The following is a 17,630-nucleotide window of genomic DNA, read 5'->3' as shown; positions in this document are numbered from 1 at the left end:
GGCAGGAGTAGGGTCGGCGGCGAAACCCGGAGGTGAGGGGGACGCCATGGGACAGGTACGCGGTGCCTCCGGTATGCCCTCGCGGGTCAGGGTCACGGCGATCGCCAGCCTGACACCGCTGGAGGAGCTGGACGAGGACCCCTTCCTGGTCGACTCGCGCAGTCAGCACGCCATGTGCGCCCGCTGGGCAGCCGACCACGGCTATGTGATCGCCCGCGAACTCCTCGTACGGGGACTGCGCCCCGACCACAGCGCCCTGTGGGACGGCGTCCGCCCCGGCCTCGACCTGTTCGTCGCCCCCAGCCGCCGGGTCCTGGAGAGCGCGCTGTCCTCCGTCGAGGAGTTCACCGACGAGTGCGCGCGCCGCGGGGTGCGCATCGAGACGGTGGGCCGCGCGGAACCGTTCTACGACGCCCAGGCCAAGGCCCGCGTTCACCGGCGGCTGTCGATGCCCACGGCCGGCTACGACGGCCGCTAGCTCCGGGGTTCCCACGTCCCGTATGACAGGCTGGGGACAGGCCCGCCAGGTCGACGGGCCCGGGACGTGAGGTGTACGGGGCGTGGGCGGAGGGCGTTGGCGGCGGCTCGCCAGTCAGGTCGGGCGGAGCATCGCGGTGTGGGCCGTCTCCACGGTGACCATGCTGGTGCTCGCCGGGATCCTGCCGGACTTCCAGCTCCAGTCCGCGGACGGCGACAGCGCCACCCGGATCGCGGTCACGGCCGCGCTCGGCGCCGGCGCCTTCGGTGTGCTGTCGGCCCTGGTCTGGCCGCTGCTGGTACGGCTGTTGCTGCTGGTGCCCGCCCTCGTCCTCGGCCTCCTGGTCTTCGTCCTCAACGGGTCGCTGCTGCTGATCGCCCTGCGCATCAATCCGGACGGCGGGCTGCGCGGCCAGGTCGCCCCCGAGACCGCCGTGGTCGTCGCCGCCGTGATGTCCGCCGTGGCTTCGGCGACCGGCGGTGCCCTGGCCGTCCGCGACGACGACGCGTACCGCCGCCGCCTCTACCGCCTCGCCGACCGCCGCCGCAGGGCCCTCCCGCCGGGCCCGTCCTCGCCCGGCACCGTCTTCCTCCAGCTCGACGGCGTCGGCCACGACGTCCTGCTGGACGCGATGGAGAAGGGGCTGATGCCCACGGTCGCGCGACTCCTCGGCGGCGACCGCCCCACCCACCGCCTCACCCCGTGGCGCACCGACTGGTCCAGCCAGACCGGCGCCAGCCAGCTCGGCATCCTGCACGGCTCCAACCACGACATCCCCGCGTTCCGCTGGTACGAGAAGGACACCGGTGAGGTGATGGTCTGCAACCGCCCGACCAGCGCCGCCGAGCTCCAGCGCCGTGCCATCGAGCACACCGGTGACGGCGGCCTCCTCACCGTGGACGGCGCCAGCCGCGGCAACCTGTTCAGCGGCGGCGCCGACGAACAGGCCCTCGTGCTGTCCATCGCGATCCGCCGCCGGGGCCGGGAGAACCGTTCCCGCGCGGGCTACTTCGCCTACTTCTCCGACCCCGCCAACGCCGTCCGCACCGCGATGTCCTTCGTCGCCGAGGTCGGCCGCGAGATCGGCCAGTCGACCCGCTCCCGCCTCACCAGACAGCGCCCGCGGGTCAAGCGCGGTGGCCTCTACCCTCTGGTCCGCGCCTTCGCGACCGTCGTGGAACGGGACGTCGTCGTCGCCGCGGTCATGGGCGACATGCTGGCCGGCCGTACCGCCGTCTACGCCGACCTCGTGGCCTACGACGAGGTCGCCCACCACTCGGGCCCGCGCAGCCGCGACGCCGCCAAGGTCCTCGGGCGCTTGGACCGTTCCATCGCGCTGATCGAGAACGTCGCCGAGCACGCCCCGCGGCCGTACCGCATCGTCGTCCTCTCCGACCACGGGCAGAGCCCGGGCGAGACCTTCCAGGGCCGCTACGGCCTCACGCTCGGCGACCTCGTACGGGCGGGCTGCGGGCTGCCCGTGCCGCGCCGGGCCCGCCGCACCCACAGCGGCGCCGAGGCCCGTGCCGCCGTCCGCGCGGCGCTGCGCAGGCCCGCCAAGAACGGCGACGAGCGGCAGGCCCACTCCGGCCGGCACTCGGAGCCGATCGTGCTGGCCTCCGGCAACCTCGGCCTGATCTCCTTCCCGGACGTGCCGCACCGCATGACCAAGGAGGAGATCGACGCCCGCCACCCGGCCCTCCTCACCACGCTCGCCAACCACCCGGGCGTCGGCTTCGTCCTCGTCCGCAGCGAGGAGCACGGCGGGCTCGTCCTCGGCGCGCACGGCGCGGAGCTGCCGGTGGCCGAACTCGACGACAAACAGGGCCCGTTGGCGGACTTCGGCCCCGGTGTCGCGGACGCCGTGCGGCGCACGCACTCCTTCCCGCACACCGCCGACATCATGGTCAACTCCTGGTACGACCCGGCCGAGGGCGAAGTCCTCGCCTTCGAGGAGCAGATCGGCTCGCACGGCGGCCTCGGCGGCTGCCAGGGCAGGCCGTTCCTGCTGTCGCCGCGTGCCCTCTCCGTACCGGTCGAGGACGGCGAGGACCTCGTCGGCGCCGAGCACATCCACCGCGTACTGCGGCGCTGGCTGCGGGAGTTGAACGGCCCGCAGGTGCCGCTGCCGGCGGAGCCGGAGGAGCGGGCCGCCTGAAAATGGGCTGCGGTGGGCGGTTCGTGCGCCCACACTGTTCGAGTCTCCCCACCTCGAACCTCCTTCAGGAGCTGCTGCTTTGCAGGCTGCCGTCACCGTCACTCCTGCCCGGATCCCCGAACTGCTGCTGGGTCTCGCGACCGTCCGCCCCGTCTTCCTCTGGGGCGCGCCCGGCATCGGAAAGTCGTCCCTGGTAAGGGAGTTCTCCCAGTCACTGGGGCTGGAGTGCGTCAGTCTGCTCGGTACGCAGCTCGCGCCCGAGGACTTGATCGGCGTACCGCAGATCCGCGACGGGCGGTCGGTGTTCTGTCCGCCGGAGGCCATCGCGCGCGACGAGCCGTACTGCCTGTTCCTGGACGAACTCAACGCGGCCACACCGGATGTGCAGAAGGCGTTCTACTCGCTGATCCTGGACCGCCGCATCGGGAACTACGAACTCCCCAAGGGCTCCATCGTGATCGGCGCCGGCAACCGCGCGACCGACAACGCGCTGGCCCGCCCGATCGCCTCCGCGCTGATCAACCGGCTCACCCATGTCCACCTGGAGGCGTCCCCGAAGGACTGGCTCAAGTGGGCCGCCGCCAACGGCATCCACCCGTGGATCCTGGACCACCTCACCGACCGCCCCGACCACCTGTGGTCCAAGCCGCCGAAGACCGAGGAGCCCTTCTCCACGCCCCGCTCCTGGCACATGCTCTCCGACGCGCTGGGCTCCTTCGGGCCCGACCTCGACGAGAACACCCTCAAGGTGATCGCGCACGGCACGCTGACTCCCGCCCACGCGGTCGCGTTCTGCGGCTACGTCAAGATCGTGCGCAGCCGCTTCGGCATCGAGGCGGTCCTCAAGGGCGACGCCCGCTGGCCCAACCGCACCGAGGACCGCGACCTGCTGTACTACCTCGCCGAGTCCTTCCGGGGCCGGCTCATCAAGGAACTTCCCGCCAGTAAGGACCACTTGTCGGCCAACGGCCGCCAGACCGCCTACCGCGCCAAGTCCCTCCTCGTCCAACTCGCTGAGATCTCCGTCGAGGTGGCCCAGAGCGTCATCGCCTCGGACGACGACGGCAACCCGGTCCTCCCCGCCTGGTTCCTGGTGGAGGCCGCCCGCGACATGCCCCGGCTGGTAGAGGCGCGCCGGTGAGCGGGGGAAGTGAACGGGCCGTCATGGCAGGGGAGTTCGGCGCAGCTCGGGCGCGGGCGACACTGCCGCTCGGCTCCGCGCGGGCGCCGCTCCCGCCCGGATCCGTCCCGGAGGTCCGCCCGTGAGCCGTACCCGCAAGAAGGACCCCGAGAAGAAGAAGCCCGACCCGGCGACCGAGGCGTTCACGGCCGGGTTGAGGCTCGTGTGGGCCAACCCCGCGCTCGCCGCGATCGACTTCGAGCTGTGCCGGGAGGAGGACTGCCGGGCCGCGCCGCTCGACGGGCTCGTCCTCGTCAACTCCAACGGGTATCTCCACGCGCACCCCACCCGGCTCGCCGAACCCGCCGAATGGGCCTGGGCGATCGCGCACGCGCTCATCCACCTCGGCTTCGGACACGTACCCGGCGCCAAGGGCGAGCGCGAACAGCCCGACCGCTTCGACCTCGCCGCCCGCTGCGTCGTCGTCAACCGCTTCCTGCTCACCTTCCCCATCGGCCGCACCCCCGAAGACCTCCCCGCCACCTACCCCTCGGGCGACGAGGAACAACTCGCGGCCCGCTGGCGCCAGGGCGGCATCCCGGCCGTCTACGAACACTGCGGTACGGCGGGCAGCGCCCCCGACCAGCGGCTCGTACCGTGGACGGGCTGGCCCGGGACCCCCGTCGACTGGCAGATCGCCTTCGCGAGCGCCCTCACCCGCACCATGTCCGTCGCCATGGACCTCGCCGGCGGCCGCCGCGACTCGATGTACGGCGGCCCCACCCGACTCCAGCCCTGGGAACGGGCGTTGAGCTGGTTCGTCTCCAACTACCCGCTGCTGGGCGGCATCGCTGCCGGCATCACCGTCGTCGCCGACGCCGAACTCGCCCGTGCCCACGGCATCTCCGTCGCCGCCGTCGACACCGAGGCCGCCGAGGTCTACATCAACCCGCTGCGTCAGTTCGACGACGAGGAATGGCGGTTCGTCCTCGCCCACGAGATGCTGCACGCCGCCCTGCGCCACGGCGACCGCTGCGGCACCCGCGACCCGTTCCTCTTCAACGTCGCCGCCGACTACGTCATCAACGGCTGGCTGCGCGAGATGGACATCGGCACCATGCCCGAAGGCCTGCTGTACGACCCGGAGTTGAAGGACCTTTCCGCCGAGGAGGTCTACGACCGGATCACCGCCGACCTGCGCCGCACCCGCCGCCTGGCCACCCTGCGCGGCAAGGGCGTCGGCGACATCCTCGGCGGCCCGCTCGGCAGCCCGCGCGACTACGTCGACCTCGACGAGTTCTACCGGCGCGGCCTCGCCCGCGGCCTGGACCTGCACCAGCAGCACGAACGCGGCTTCCTGCCGGGCGGGTTGGTCGAGGAGATCCGCGCCCTCAGCCATCCGCCCCTGTCCTGGGACGCCCAACTCGCCCGCTGGTTCGACGAGTTCGTACCCAGACCGGAGCCCGTACGGTCGTACGCCCGTCCCTCGCGCCGCCAGTCCTCCACCCCCGACATCCCGCGCGCCGGGCACTGGTTCCCGCCCGAGGAGGTCGCCCGCTGCACCTTCGGCGTCGTCCTCGACACCTCCGGCTCCATGGACCGCACCCTCCTCGGCAAAGCACTGGGCGCGATCGCCTCGTACGCGGAGGCCCGTGACGTACCGGCCGCCCGGGTCGTGTTCTGCGACGCGGCCCCGCACGACGCGGGCTACGTCCCGGTCACCGACATCGCCGGCCGGGTACGGGTGCACGGGCGCGGCGGCACCGTGCTCCAGCCCGGGATCGACCTTTTGCACCGGTCCAACGACTTCCCGCCGGGCGCGCCCGTCCTCGTCATCACCGACGGCTGGTGCGACGTACTGCGGGTGCGGCGCGAGCACGCCTATCTGATTCCACAAGGCGCTCGCCTGCCGTTCACCCCGCGTGGGCCGGTCTTCCGGGTGCGTTGAACCGGAATGTGATCGGATGGCTCCGAACGACATCCGCGTCGAAAGGAATCACCGTGGCTACCACGCGCACCGCACACACCGTCTGGGAAGGCGAACTCATCAAGGGCAGCGGCGAGGTCACGTTCGACTCGTCAGGCATCGGGGTGCAGCCGGTGACGTGGGCGTCGCGCGCCGAGGAGGCCAACGGCAAGACCAGCCCCGAGGAACTGATCGCGGCCGCCCACTCCAGCTGCTTCTCCATGGCGCTGTCGCACGGCCTCACCGGCGCGGGCACCCCGCCCACTCGCCTGGAGACCAAGGCCGACGTGACCTTCCAGCCCGGCGAGGGCATCACCGGCATCCACCTCACCGTCCGCGGCGAGGTCCCCGGCCTGGACGCGGCCGGCTTCGCGGCCGCCGCCGAGGACGCCAAGAAGAACTGCCCGGTCAGCCAGGCGCTCGCGGGTACGACGATCACACTGACGGTCGAATCCGCCTGACCCCGGCCCGCGCTCGTACCTCGATGCCGCACTCGGAAAACGGGTGCGGCATTGACTTTCCGCCACTCAAGTTTTGTGCTGGAGATCGGGCAGCGCCTGGCGGAAGGGGACGGCTATGGGACGAGCGGTCGGGATCGATCTGGGGACCACGAACTCGGTGGTCGCGGTGCTGGAGGGCGGGGAGGCGACGGTCGTCGCCAACGCCGAGGGGGCGAGGACCACACCCTCGGTCGTGGCCTTCGCCAAGAACGGCGAGGTACTGGTCGGCGAGGTCGCCAAACGGCAGGCCGTGACCAACATCGAGCGCACCGCGCGCTCGGTGAAACGGCACATGGGCAACACCGACTGGCGGTTCCCCGACACGGGCGCCATCGACGGAACGCGGTACCGCGCCCAGGAGTTGTCCGCGCGCGTGCTGCAGAAACTGAAGCGGGACACGGAGGCCTACCTCGGTGAGGACGTCACCGACGCGGTGATCACCGTCCCCGCCTACTTCGACGACTCCCAGCGCCAGGCCACCAAGGAGGCCGGCGAGATCGCGGGCCTCAAGGTCCTGCGGATCATCAACGAACCGACCGCCGCCGCCCTCGCCTACGGCCTCGACCGCGGCGAGGAACAGACCGTCCTCGTCTTCGACCTCGGCGGCGGCACCTTCGACGTCTCCCTCCTGGAGATCGGCGACGGCGTCATCGAGGTCAAGGCCACCAACGGCGACACCCACCTCGGCGGCGACGACTGGGACCAGCGGGTCATGGAGTACCTGGCCAAGAAGTTCCAGGGCCAGTACGGCATCGACCTCGGCAAGGACAAGATGGCGCTCCAGCGGCTGCGCGAGGGCGCCGAGAAGGCCAAGATCGAACTCTCCTCGGCCGCCGAGACGACGATCAACCTGCCCTACATCACCGCCTCCGCCGACGGCCCGCTGCACCTCGACGAGAAGCTCACCCGCGCCCAGTTCCAGGAACTCACCGCCGATCTTTTGGACCGTTGCAAGACCCCCTTCCACCAGGCGGTCAAGGACGCCGGCGTCAAGCTCTCCGCCGTCGACCACGTCATCCTCGTCGGCGGCTCGACCCGCATGCCCGCCGTCACCGACCTCGTCAAGGAACTCACCGGCAAGGACCCGCACAAGGGCGTCAACCCCGACGAGGTCGTGGCCGTCGGCGCCGCCCTCCAGGCCGGCGTCATCCGCGGCGACGTCAAGGACGTCCTCCTCCTCGACGTCACCCCGCTGTCCCTGGGCATCGAGACCAAGGGCGGCATCATGACCAAGCTCATCGAACGCAACACGACCATCCCGACCCGGCGTTCGGAGATCTTCACCACCGCCACCGACAACCAGCCCTCGGTCGGCATCCAGGTCTACCAAGGTGAGCGCGAAATCGCCGCGTACAACAAGAAGTTGGGCGTCTTCGACCTCACCGGCCTGCCGCCCGCCCCGCGCGGCGTCCCGCAGATCGAGGTCGCCTTCGACATCGACGCCAACGGAATCATGCACGTCTCCGCCAAGGACCTCGCCACCGGCCGCGAACAGAAGATGACCGTCACCGGCGGCTCCGCGCTCCCCAAGGACGACATCGACCGCATGATGCGCGAAGCCGAACAGTACGCCGACGAGGACCGCAGGCGCCGCGAGGCCGCCGAGACCCGCAACCAGGCCGAACAACTCGTCTACCAGACTGAGAAGTTCGTCCGCGAGAACGAGGAACGCATCCCGGCCGACACCCGGACCGAGGTCGCGGCGGCGGCCACGCAGGTCAAGACCCTCCTCGAAGGCGAGTCCGACACCGCCGAGCTGCGCGCCGCCGTCGAGAACCTCGCCACCGTCAGCCAGCGCATGGGCCAGGCGATGTACGCCCAGGCCGGCCAGCAGTCCCCGACGGAGCAGACGGAGACCCCCACGGAACACGCCTCGCCCCAGGAGGAGGAAGGCGTCGTCGACGCGGAGATCGTCGACGACGAACGCGAGCCGAAGGGCGGCGCGGCCTAACTGCCGGTCCGCTCCCACCCCCGCCGTTCCGGCCGCGGCCCCAACTCCCTGGGGTCGCGGCTGCGATAGACCACGTACGGGCGGAACAGGTACTGCACCGGCACGCTGAACATGTGCACCAGCCGGGTGTACGGCACCAGCGCGATCAGCACCATGCCGATCACCGCGTGCACCTGGTACAGCACCGGCACGCCCGCCATCAGCTCGGTCCGCGGCCGGAGCGTGAACAGACTGCGGGCCCAAGGGGCAATGGACCGGCGGTAGTTGTAGCCGTCGCCGGAGGCGTGGGTCAGTTTCGCCACCATGCCCATCGCGATCGCCGCGAGCAGCACGACGTACATCAGCTTGTCGTTGACCGTGGTCGCCCGGAATACGGGTGCGTTCGTACGGCGCCGGTAGAGCAGCAGCAGGATCCCGCCGACCGCGAGGACACCGGCCGCGGTGCCGCCGTAGAGGGAGAACAGGTGGTAGACGTGCTCGCTGATGCCGGCCGAGCGCGTCCACGACTCGGGGACGAACAGGCCCACCAAGTGGCCCGCCAGGACGAAGAGGATGCCGTAATGGAAGGCAGGGGAGGCGATGTTGAGGAGTCTCGACTCGTAGACCTGGGAGGAACGTGTCGTCCAGCCGAACCTGTCGTAGCGGTGGCGCCAGAACAGGCCGGCGACGAGGAGGACGAAGGAGAGGTAGGGCAGGGCGCCCCACAGGAACGTGCTCATCGGCGTGCCTCCGTGGGTGCGGGCGGCAGGGTGGCGCAGACGGCGTCCAGGACGGACGCGTACGGCGTGCCGAAGTCGGCGAGCCGGGCGCGGAGTTGGTCCAGGGCGCCGCGGTACTCGCGGAGGAGGTCGAGGTTGCCGGTGCGGGCCGTGAACTCCAGGACGGCGGGCAGGAAGTCAGGCAGTTCCTCGCCGGTGAACTCCAATTCGTGCGCCCTGTACAGCTCTTTGAAGCGGACCAGGGACATCCCGCGCCGCCGGGTGTCGCCGTCGTGCCACCAACTCAGGTACAGGCTGTGCCGGTTCTTGAAGTCGAAGACCTGCACATAGTGCGCGGCGAGCTCCTGGGGCGGGGTCAGGGCCGCGTGGTCGACGAACTCCCGCAGCTGAGGGGCGGCTTCGCGCAGCAGGGGGAGCCGGGCGCGGAAGTCGTCGTCGGGGTAGGTCAGGCAGAGCGCGGCCCCTTGGTACAGCACGGCGTCCGAGGGCATCAGGCATCCTTCGCTTCGTGGTCGGGCCGGTCAGGGTGGTCCGCGGTCTGTCGCTCGCGCAGCGCGTGGAAGTTCTCCACGGACACGATCGGCAGCAGTTTGCGCCCCGAGTCCCGGCCGAACGGCCCGTCGCCGACCGTCCCGGGACCGTCCTGGTGGCCGACGCCGCATCCGTCGGGCAGCGCGGACTCCTCCAGCCGCCGCGCGTCCCCGACCGCCGCCGTCGGAATGACGTACCGGTCCTCGTACTTGGCGATCGCCAGCAGCCGGTACATCGCCTCGATCCCGTCCGGTTCCATTCCTACGGCCGCCCCGGTCTCCGGGTCGGGTTCCTCGCCGAGGTTGATGGCCCGCATGTGGGACCGCATCGCCGCCAGCTTCTCCAACGCCGCCCGGACAGGGCCGACTTCACCGGCGGTGAACAGCTCCGCCAGATATTCGAGGGGGATACGGAGTGTGTCGATCGCGCCGAACAGATTGCCCGCGTCCTCCCCGTCGTGCCCGGTCTCCGTCAGCGCGTCGACCACCGGTGACAGCGGCGGGATGTACCAGACCATCGGCATCGTCCGGTACTCCGGATGCAGCGGCAGCGCCACCCGGTACTCGCTGATCAGCCTGCGCACGGGGGAGCGGCGGGCCGCCTCCATCCAGTCGTACGGGATTCCCGCGTCCTCGCACGCCCGCCGCACCGCCGGATCCTCGGGGTCGAGGAACACCCCCAACTGGGCCTCGTACAGGGCCTTTTCGTCCCGCACCTCGGCCGCCGCCGTCACCTTGTCGGCGTCGTAGAGCATCACCCCGAGATAGCGCAGCCGCCCCACGCACGTCTCCGAGCACACGGTGGGCAGGCCCACTTCGAGGCGCGGATAGCAGAGCGTGCACTTCTCGGCCTTGCCGGTGCGGTGGTTGAAGTACACCTTCTTGTACGGGCATCCGGTCACGCACATCCGCCAGCCCCGGCAGCGGTCCTGGTCGACCAGGACGATGCCGTCCTCGGCCCGCTTGTACATCGCGCCGGACGGACAGGACGCCACACACGCCGGGTTGAGGCAGTGCTCGCAGATGCGCGGGAGGTAGAACATGAAGGCCTGCTCGAACTCGAACTTCACCTTGTCCGAGGCCTGTTGGCGGGTACGTTCCACCATCGGGTCGAAGTCGCCGTAGGCCGGGGCGCCCGCGAGGTTGTCGTCCCAGTTCGCCGACCACTCGATCTTCATCGGCTTGCCGTCGAGCTGTGAGATGGGCCGGGCCACCGGGTAGTCGTCGCCGAGCGGGGCGTCGGTGAGGTTCTTGTAGTCGTAGGTCCAGGGCTCGTAGTAGTCCTTGATCTCCGGGAGTTCGGGGTTGGAGAAGATCCCGGCGAGCTTCCTGAACCGCCCGCCCGCCTTCAGTCTGAGCGCGCCGCGCCGGTTCAACTCCCAGCCGCCGCGCCAGCGTTCCTGGTCCTCGTAGCGGCGCGGATACCCCTGTCCGGGGCGGGTCTCCACGTTGTTGAACCAGACGTACTCCATGCCCCGCCGGTTGGTCCACGTCTGCTTGCAGGTCACCGAACACGTATGGCAGCCGATGCACTTGTCGAGGTTCATCACCATGGCGATCTGGGCCATCGGACGCATCAGTACTCGACCTCCTGGCTGCTGCGACGGCGGATCACCGTCACCTCGTCACGCTGGTTGCCCGTCGGGCCCAGATAATTGAAGGCCCAGCTCAACTGGGCGTAGCCGCCGATGAGATGGGACGGTTTGAGGATGAGCCGGGTGAGTGAGTTGTGGATGCCGCCGCGCATGCCGGTGGTCTCCGTCACCGGGACGTTGACCGTGCGTTCCTGCGCGTGGTGCATGTAGACCGTGCCGGCCGGCATCCGGTGCGAGACGACCGCGCGGGCCACCACCACGCCGTTGCGGTTGACGGCCTCGATCCAGTCGTTGTCGACGACGCCGATCGCGTCCGCGTCCTGCGGGGACATCCAGATGTTCTGGCCGCCCCGGGACAGGGCCAGCATGAACAGGTTGTCCTGGTACTCGGAGTGGATGGACCACTTGTTGTGCGGGGTGAGGTAACGGACCGTCACCTCCCGTTGTCCGTCCGGTCCGAGGGCCGGTTCGCCGAAGAGGCGGTGCATGTCGAGCGGTGGCCGGTACACCGGCAGCGCCTCGCCGAGTTCGTGGATCCAGTCGTGGTCCAGGAAGAAGTGCTGGCGCCCGGTGAGCGTGTGCCACGGCTTGAGCTGCTCGGTGTTCTGCGTGAACGCCGTGTAGCGCCGGCCGCCGGACTCGCTGCCCGACCACTCGGGCGAGGTGATCACCGGGACGGGGGCCGCCTGGGTGTCGGCGTAGGTGACGCGCTTGCCCTCGTGCTCGGCGGCCAGGTGCGCCAACTCCCGTCCGGTGCGCGCCTCCAGGGTGCGGAAGCCCTGCACGGCGAGACGGCCGTTGGTGGTGCCGGAGAGCGCGAGGATGGTGTTGGCGGCCTTCACCGCCGTGTCGAGGGAGGGGCGCCCCTGGTATCCGACGCCGTTCAACTCCCGTAGCTGCTCGACCTCTTGGTCCGGCTTGAGGGCGATCCCCTTCGCGGGCATGCCGAGTTGCTCCACCAGCGGACCCAGCGCGGCGAACTTCTCGCCGATCGCCGTGTAGTCCCGCTCCACCACCGTCAGCGTCGGCATGGTCTTCCCGGGCACCGGTTCGCACTCCCCGCGCCGCCAGTCCAGGACGACCCCGCCGGGCTGGGCGACCTCACCCGGAGTGTCGTGTTGGAGCGGGGTGGCCACCAGGTCCTTGCGGACGCCCAGATGGTCCACGGCCAGCTCGCTCAGCCGCTCCGCCAGCGCCTTGAACGTGTCGAAGTCCGTCCGCGCCTGCCACGGCGGATCCACTGCCGGTGTGAAGGAGTGCACGTAGGGATGCATGTCCGTGCTGGACAGGTCGTGCTTCTCGTACCAGGTCGCGGCGGGCAGCACCACGTCCGACAGCAGCGTCGACGAGGTCTGCCGGAAGTCCAGCGACAGCAGCAGGTCGAGCTTCCCCTCCGGCACCTCCTCGCGCCACGTCACGTCCCGCGGCCGAACGTCCTCGGGCGCCTCCTCGGCCCGCAACGACGAGTGCGTGCCCAGGAGATGCTTGGTGAAGTACTCGGCGCCCTTCGCCGACGAGCCCAGCAGATTGGCCCGCCAGAGGGTCAGCACCCGGGGCCAGTTCTCCGGAGCGTCCGGGTCCTCGCACGCGAACTTCAGGTCCCCGGAACGGAGTTGGGCCACCGCCGTGGCCACCGGGTCGCCGAACGCCTCGCCCAGGTCGAGGGGGTTGCGGTCGAAGGTCGGGTACGACGGCATCCAGCCCGTGCGCGCCGACAGGGCGAGGCAGTCCGCGCCCGTCATCCCCGTGAACCGGCCCTCGCCGAGCGGTGAGGCGAGGACGTCGGCGGCGAACCGGTCGTAGCGCCACTGGTCGGTGTTGAGGAACCAGTACGCGGTGCCGATCATCTGCCGGGGCGGCCGGGACCAGTCGGAGGCGGCGGCCAAGGTGGCCCAGCCGGTGGAGGGGCGGCACTTCTCCTGGCCGACGTAGTGTGCCCAACCGCCGCCGTTGCGGCCCTGGCAGCCGGTGAGCTGGAGCAGGGCGAGGAAGGCGCGGTAGATCGTCTCCGAGTGGAACCAGTGGTTGGTGCCGGCGCCCATCAGGATCATGCAGCGGCCTTTGGACCGTTCCGCCGTGCGCGCGAACTCCCTCGCGATCTTGACGCACTTGGCGGCCGGGACGGAGGTGTGCGCCTCCTGCCAGGCGGGCGTGCCCGGGGTGCGCGCGTCGTCGTAGGAGGCGGGCCAGGTGCCCGGCAGGCCGTGCCGGAACACGCCGTACTGTGGCAGCAGTAGATCGTAGACAGTCGTCACGAGGGGGCCGTCGGGACCGCCGAGCCGGGTCGCCGGGACGCCTCGGCTCAGGACCTCGCCGCGTCCCTGGCCGTGCTCGCCGCCCTCGGTGTCGAACCTCGGGAGCAGCACCTCGACGCCCGCCGACACCTCACTGCCGTAGAGGCTCAACAGGGGCTGGACGTCACCGAGTTCGAGGTTCCACTTGCCCTTGCCGGACTCGGTCCAGCGGAAGCCGAGGGAGCCGTTCGGGGCGACCGCGCGGCCCGTGACCGTGTCGAGGACGACCGTCTTCCAGTCGGCGCCCTCGTCGGACTGGCCGAGGTCGGCGGCGCGCAGGAACTTCGACGGGACGTAGGCGCCGTCGCGTTCCGTGAGGGTGACCAGGAAGGGGAGGTCGGTGAACTGCCGTACGTAGTCCGCGAAGAAGGGGGTCTCGCGGTCGACGAAGAACTCCTTGAGGATCACGTGCCCCATCGCGAGGGCCAGTGCACCGTCCGTGCCGGGGTGCGGGTGCAGCCACTCGTCGGCGAACTTGGCGTTGTCCGCGTAGTCGGGGGCGACGACCACGACCTTCTGGCCCCGGTAGCGGGCCTCCGCCATCCAGTGCGCGTCGGGCGTGCGGGTCACCGGGACGTTGGAGCCCCACATCATCAGATACGCGGCGTCCCACCAGTCGCCCGACTCCGGCACGTCCGTCTGATCGCCGAACACCTGCGGCGAGGCCACCGGAAGGTCGGCGTACCAGTCGTAGAAGGACAGCATCGGGGCGCCGATGAGGGAGTGGAAGCGGGCGCCCGCCGCGTGCGACACCATCGACATCGCCGGGATGGGGGAGAAGCCGGCGATGCGGTCGGGGCCGTAGGTCTTGATCGTGTGGACGTGTGCGGCGGCGACGATCTCGACCGCCTCGTCCCAGCTCGCCCGGACCAGTCCGCCCTTGCCGCGCGCCTGCTGGTAGCGGCGGCGGCGCTCGGGGGCGCTCTGGATGTCCGCCCAGGCGGCTACAGGATCCTGTATACGGTTTTTCGCCTCCCGGTACATCTCCAGCAGTACGCCCCGGACGTACGGGTAGCGCACGCGGGTGGGGGAGTACGTGTACCAGGAGAAGGCGGCGCCGCGCGGGCAGCCGCGGGGCTCGTACTCGGGGCGGTCGGGGCCCACCGACGGGTAGTCCGTCTGCTGGGTCTCCCAGGTGATGATGCCGTCCTTGACGTACACCTTCCACCGGCAGGAGCCCGTGCAGTTCACGCCGTGGGTGGAGTTCACGACCTTGTCGTGGCTCCAGCGGTCCCGGTAGAAGGCGTCCGCCTCCCGGCCGCCCGCGAGCCCGATGCTGTGCAGGTCCGGCGCCGCCGTGCCCGGGCGGAAGAACCGTCCGGCCCGCAGCAGCGCCGCTCCCGGCTCGGTGGGCGGTGTCCGCGTGTCCGTCACCTGCGCTCCCTTGCTCGCCCGTGGTGTCGAACCTAGGGCGGGGCAGGGGAGCGCACCCGTTCACGGCACCCGTACGGGTCAGAGTGCGCGGGCGTACGGGCCGTGGCTCTCAGGTGGTACGGGTCGTGCGGGTCGTACGGGTCAGGCCTTGCGGGCGACCCCGCCGTAGACCGGGACGATGCCCTCCGCCTGGGCGGCCACGTCCTCAGGCTCCGGACGCCAGCCGTAGACGGCGATCACGCCCGGGCCGAGCAGCTCCAGGCCGTCGAAGAAGCGCGAGAACTCCGCCAGCGAGCGCGGGTAGAACGGGGTGCCGCTGCGCCGGAAGTGCTCGGCCGCCTTGGCGATAGCCTCGGGGCTGAGATCCGGGGTGACCTGCGAAAGGGTCAGGTAGCTGCCCGGGGCGAGGACGTCGACGTACCGCTCGATCAGGCCGTACACGTCGTCGCCGTCGGGGTCCTCCCCCAGGTAGTGGGTGAGCGCGACCAGCGACAGCGCCACCGGCTGGGTGAAGTCGAGGGTCTCGCCGGCCAGCCGCAGAATCGTGTCGGGGTCACGGACGTCGGCGTGCACGTACTCGGTGCTGCCCTCGGGCGCGCCGATCAGCAGCGCCTCCGCGTGCCGCAGCACGATCGGGTCGTTGTCCGCGTACACGACCTTCGCGTCCGGGGAGATGCTCTGCGCCACCTGGTGGAGGTTCGGCTCGGTGGGGATGCCGGTGCCGATGTCCAGGAACTGGCGTATCCCGGCCTCGGCGGCGGTCCGCGTCGCCCGGTGCATGAACCGGCGGTTGGCCCGCGCCCCGCGCACCGCCGTGCCGTCCGAGGCGAGGATCCGGCGCGCCAGCTCCTCGTCCACCGGGTAGTTGTCCTTGCCGCCGAGCCACCAGTCGTACACCCGCGCCGGATGCGGCCGGCTGGTGTCGATACGGGTGGGCGCGGCTTCGGATCCGGTCATGCGGTGTCGTCTCCTCGGGAGTTCGGGTCGGTGTGCCGGGCCGTGCTGTGCCGGGAACCTGCTGTGTGCGGGCCGTGCTCAGAAGGTCTCGCGGTAGTCCCGCAGGATCTTCTTGGTGCGCTGTGCGGACGCGGCGTGCGCCGTCATGTGGTCGAGGACCTCCAGATGTGCGGAGACCTCGGTACGGGAGTCCAGATACAGGGCGCCGGTCAGGTACTCGGTGAACACCATGTCGGGCAGCTCCGGTTCGGCGAAACGGAACAGTGAGAACGGGGCGTACGTCCCCGGGTGCGGGCCGTTCCCGAACTCCGCGACCTGGAGCGTGACCCGGTCGCGCTCACCGAACTCCAGGAGTCTGTCCAGCTGTTCGCGCATCACCTCGCCGCGCATGCTCACCGGACGCCGCAGCACCGTCTCGTCCATGATCACCCACAGGTGCGGGGGATTGTCCCGTTCCAACAGGCCCTGGCGCGCCATCCGCAGGGACACATGCCGCTCGATGGCCTCCGGACCGGTCTGCCCGACCGTCCCGGCCTCCATCACGGCACGCGCGTAGTCCTCGGTCTGCAAGAGGCCCGGTACGAAGTGCGGTTCGTACGAACGGATCAGCCCGGCCGCGCCCTCCAGGCTGACGTAGAGGCTGAACCACTCCGGCAGCACGTCGTGGAAGCGCTGCCACCAACCCGGCTGGTTCGCCTCCTCGGTGAGCGCGACGAACGAGTCCGCTTCCTCGTCGGAGACCCCGTACGTGCTCAACAGCACCTGTACATAAGGGACTTTCAGCGCGACCTCGGCCATCTCCATCCGCCGTACGGTCGCCGGAGCCACCCGCAGGACCTGCGCGGCCTCCTCGCGTTTGATGCCGGCCGCCTCGCGCAGCTCCTGGAGCCTTCTGCCCAGCACTACTTGGCCCACGGTGGGCGCGGGCCGCCGCTCACTCACGCCACGCCTCCCCATACGCGCCGAAGTCTGGGGGCAGTGTGCCATGTTCCGGCCATTGTCTCAGCGGTTCGGGGATGATCATCCGTCAGCCTCCCCGCGCGCGCAGGTACTTGGCGGTCGCCGGATCGGCCGGGAGGAACGTCTCGATCGCCAGCTCCGACACCGTCACGTCCATCGGAGTGTTGAACGTGGAGATCGAGGAGACGAACGACAGCACCCGCCCCTCGTGCTCGATCCGCATCGGCAGCGCGAAGTACGGTACGGAAGCGACCGGTTCGGTCTCGTCACCGGCCGCCTGAGGCACCGGATACGCGGCGACCTCCTCGTACAGCGCCCGCAGCGGCTCGGACCGGTGCAGCGCGATCTGGCGCTCCATCTGCGCGAGGAGATGCCCGCGCCACTCACCCAGATTGCGGATGCGCGGCGCCAGACCCTCGGGGTGCAGCGTCAACCGCATCGCGTTCAGCGGCGGTTGGAGCAGCGACTCCGGCACGCCGTCCAGCAGCATGGTGATGCCCCGGTTCGCCGCGACCACGGTGTAGACGCCGTCGACCACCAGCGCCGGATACGGCTCGTAGCCCTGGATCAGCCGCTCCAGACCCTCGCGCAACGCCCCCAACGCCGGGTCGTCCAAGGGGGTTTCGGGATAGCGCGGGGCGTAACCGGCCGCCAGCAGCAGGGAGTTGCGCTCCCGCACCGGCACCTCCAGATGCTCGGCCAGCCGCAGCACCATCTCCTCGCTCGGCCGCGACCGCCCCGTCTCCACGAAGCTGATGTGCCGGGCCGAGGAGTCGGCCCGCAGCGCCAGCTCCAGCTGGCTGACCCGCCGCCGCTCCCGCCAGGCACGCAGCAGCGGGCCGACACCCCTGCCCGCGGAGGTGCCGGTACCGGTCGCGACGATGGTCATACGCACGACCGTAGTCGAAGCGGCCCGCCCGTGAACGGACCAGGGAACCCGTCCGGGGGAGCCGCGTACCGGACTCACCCGGGGGCACTCTTCCGACCAGGCACTCGGCCCACCGCCTGTGGCACGCTGAAGTGGCCGA

13 protein-coding genes are annotated in these 17,630 nt (G+C 70.5%); 6 read left to right on the top strand and 7 right to left on the bottom strand.

Annotation, left to right across the window (positions count from 1 at the left end; genetic code table 11):
• The first annotated feature begins 46 nt into the window (after positions 1–46).
• The 6 genes from ACQHII_RS09440 (at position 47) to dnaK (ending at position 8,173) form a co-directional block, all read left to right on the top strand.
• Positions 47–478 carry a hypothetical protein gene (locus tag ACQHII_RS09440; RefSeq protein WP_427918853.1) on the top strand — a complete coding sequence of 144 codons (432 nt, stop codon included), beginning with the start codon at positions 47–49 and terminating at the stop codon, positions 476–478.
• An 82-nt stretch (positions 479–560) separates the two neighbouring features.
• Complete coding sequence (locus ACQHII_RS09435; RefSeq protein ID WP_427918852.1) at positions 561–2,636, top strand: phage holin family protein; 2,076 nt, start codon at positions 561–563, stop codon at positions 2,634–2,636.
• 79 nt (positions 2,637–2,715) lie between these two features.
• The gene (locus tag ACQHII_RS09430) at positions 2,716–3,777 is read left to right on the top strand and encodes an ATP-binding protein (RefSeq protein WP_427918851.1); all 1,062 of its coding nucleotides are present in this window, start codon (positions 2,716–2,718) and stop codon (positions 3,775–3,777) included.
• A 121-nt stretch (positions 3,778–3,898) separates the two neighbouring features.
• Positions 3,899–5,704, top strand: coding sequence for a vWA domain-containing protein (locus ACQHII_RS09425; protein ID WP_427918850.1), 1,806 nt, complete (start codon positions 3,899–3,901; stop codon positions 5,702–5,704).
• Between the two features lie 53 nt (positions 5,705–5,757).
• The gene (locus ACQHII_RS09420; RefSeq protein ID WP_200710184.1) at positions 5,758–6,183 is read left to right on the top strand and encodes an OsmC family peroxiredoxin; all 426 of its coding nucleotides are present in this window, start codon (positions 5,758–5,760) and stop codon (positions 6,181–6,183) included.
• A gap of 115 nt (positions 6,184–6,298) precedes the next feature.
• Complete coding sequence (dnaK, locus tag ACQHII_RS09415; RefSeq protein ID WP_427918849.1) at positions 6,299–8,173, top strand: molecular chaperone DnaK; 1,875 nt, start codon at positions 6,299–6,301, stop codon at positions 8,171–8,173.
• On the opposite strand, the gene narI is transcribed toward dnaK, so the two are convergent.
• From narI to ACQHII_RS09380, 7 genes are all read right to left on the bottom strand, one after another.
• Positions 8,170–8,892, bottom strand: coding sequence for a respiratory nitrate reductase subunit gamma (gene narI / locus ACQHII_RS09410; RefSeq protein ID WP_427918848.1), 723 nt, complete (start codon positions 8,890–8,892; stop codon positions 8,170–8,172). The genes dnaK and narI overlap by 4 nt on opposite strands.
• Complete coding sequence (gene narJ, locus ACQHII_RS09405; protein ID WP_427918847.1) at positions 8,889–9,383, bottom strand: nitrate reductase molybdenum cofactor assembly chaperone; 495 nt, start codon at positions 9,381–9,383, stop codon at positions 8,889–8,891. Before narJ ends, narI begins: the two co-directional genes overlap by 4 nt.
• On the bottom strand, positions 9,383–10,999 hold the full coding sequence (narH, locus tag ACQHII_RS09400; RefSeq protein WP_427918846.1) for a nitrate reductase subunit beta: 1,617 nt from the start codon (positions 10,997–10,999) through the stop codon (positions 9,383–9,385). The genes narJ and narH overlap by 1 nt, the downstream gene beginning before the upstream one ends.
• Positions 10,999–14,685, bottom strand: a complete 3,687-nt coding sequence (locus ACQHII_RS09395; RefSeq protein WP_427918845.1) for a nitrate reductase subunit alpha — start codon at positions 14,683–14,685, stop codon at positions 10,999–11,001. The genes narH and ACQHII_RS09395 overlap by 1 nt, the downstream gene beginning before the upstream one ends.
• 141 nt (positions 14,686–14,826) lie before the next feature.
• Positions 14,827–15,642, bottom strand: coding sequence for an SAM-dependent methyltransferase (locus ACQHII_RS09390; RefSeq protein WP_427918844.1), 816 nt, complete (start codon positions 15,640–15,642; stop codon positions 14,827–14,829).
• A 78-nt stretch (positions 15,643–15,720) separates the two neighbouring features.
• The gene (locus tag ACQHII_RS09385; RefSeq protein WP_427918843.1) at positions 15,721–16,584 is read right to left on the bottom strand and encodes a helix-turn-helix domain-containing protein; all 864 of its coding nucleotides are present in this window, start codon (positions 16,582–16,584) and stop codon (positions 15,721–15,723) included.
• Between the two features lie 85 nt (positions 16,585–16,669).
• The gene (locus ACQHII_RS09380; protein ID WP_427918842.1) at positions 16,670–17,491 is read right to left on the bottom strand and encodes a helix-turn-helix domain-containing protein; all 822 of its coding nucleotides are present in this window, start codon (positions 17,489–17,491) and stop codon (positions 16,670–16,672) included.
• Between the last annotated feature and the right edge of the window lie 139 nt (positions 17,492–17,630).

The organism is Streptomyces sp. cg40, from assembly GCF_050320165.1.
In the GTDB taxonomy this organism is placed as follows: domain Bacteria; phylum Actinomycetota; class Actinomycetes; order Streptomycetales; family Streptomycetaceae; genus Streptomyces; species Streptomyces hokutonensis.
Note: the sequence above shows the minus strand (reverse complement) of the source record. Positions and strands in the feature narration are given on the sequence as shown.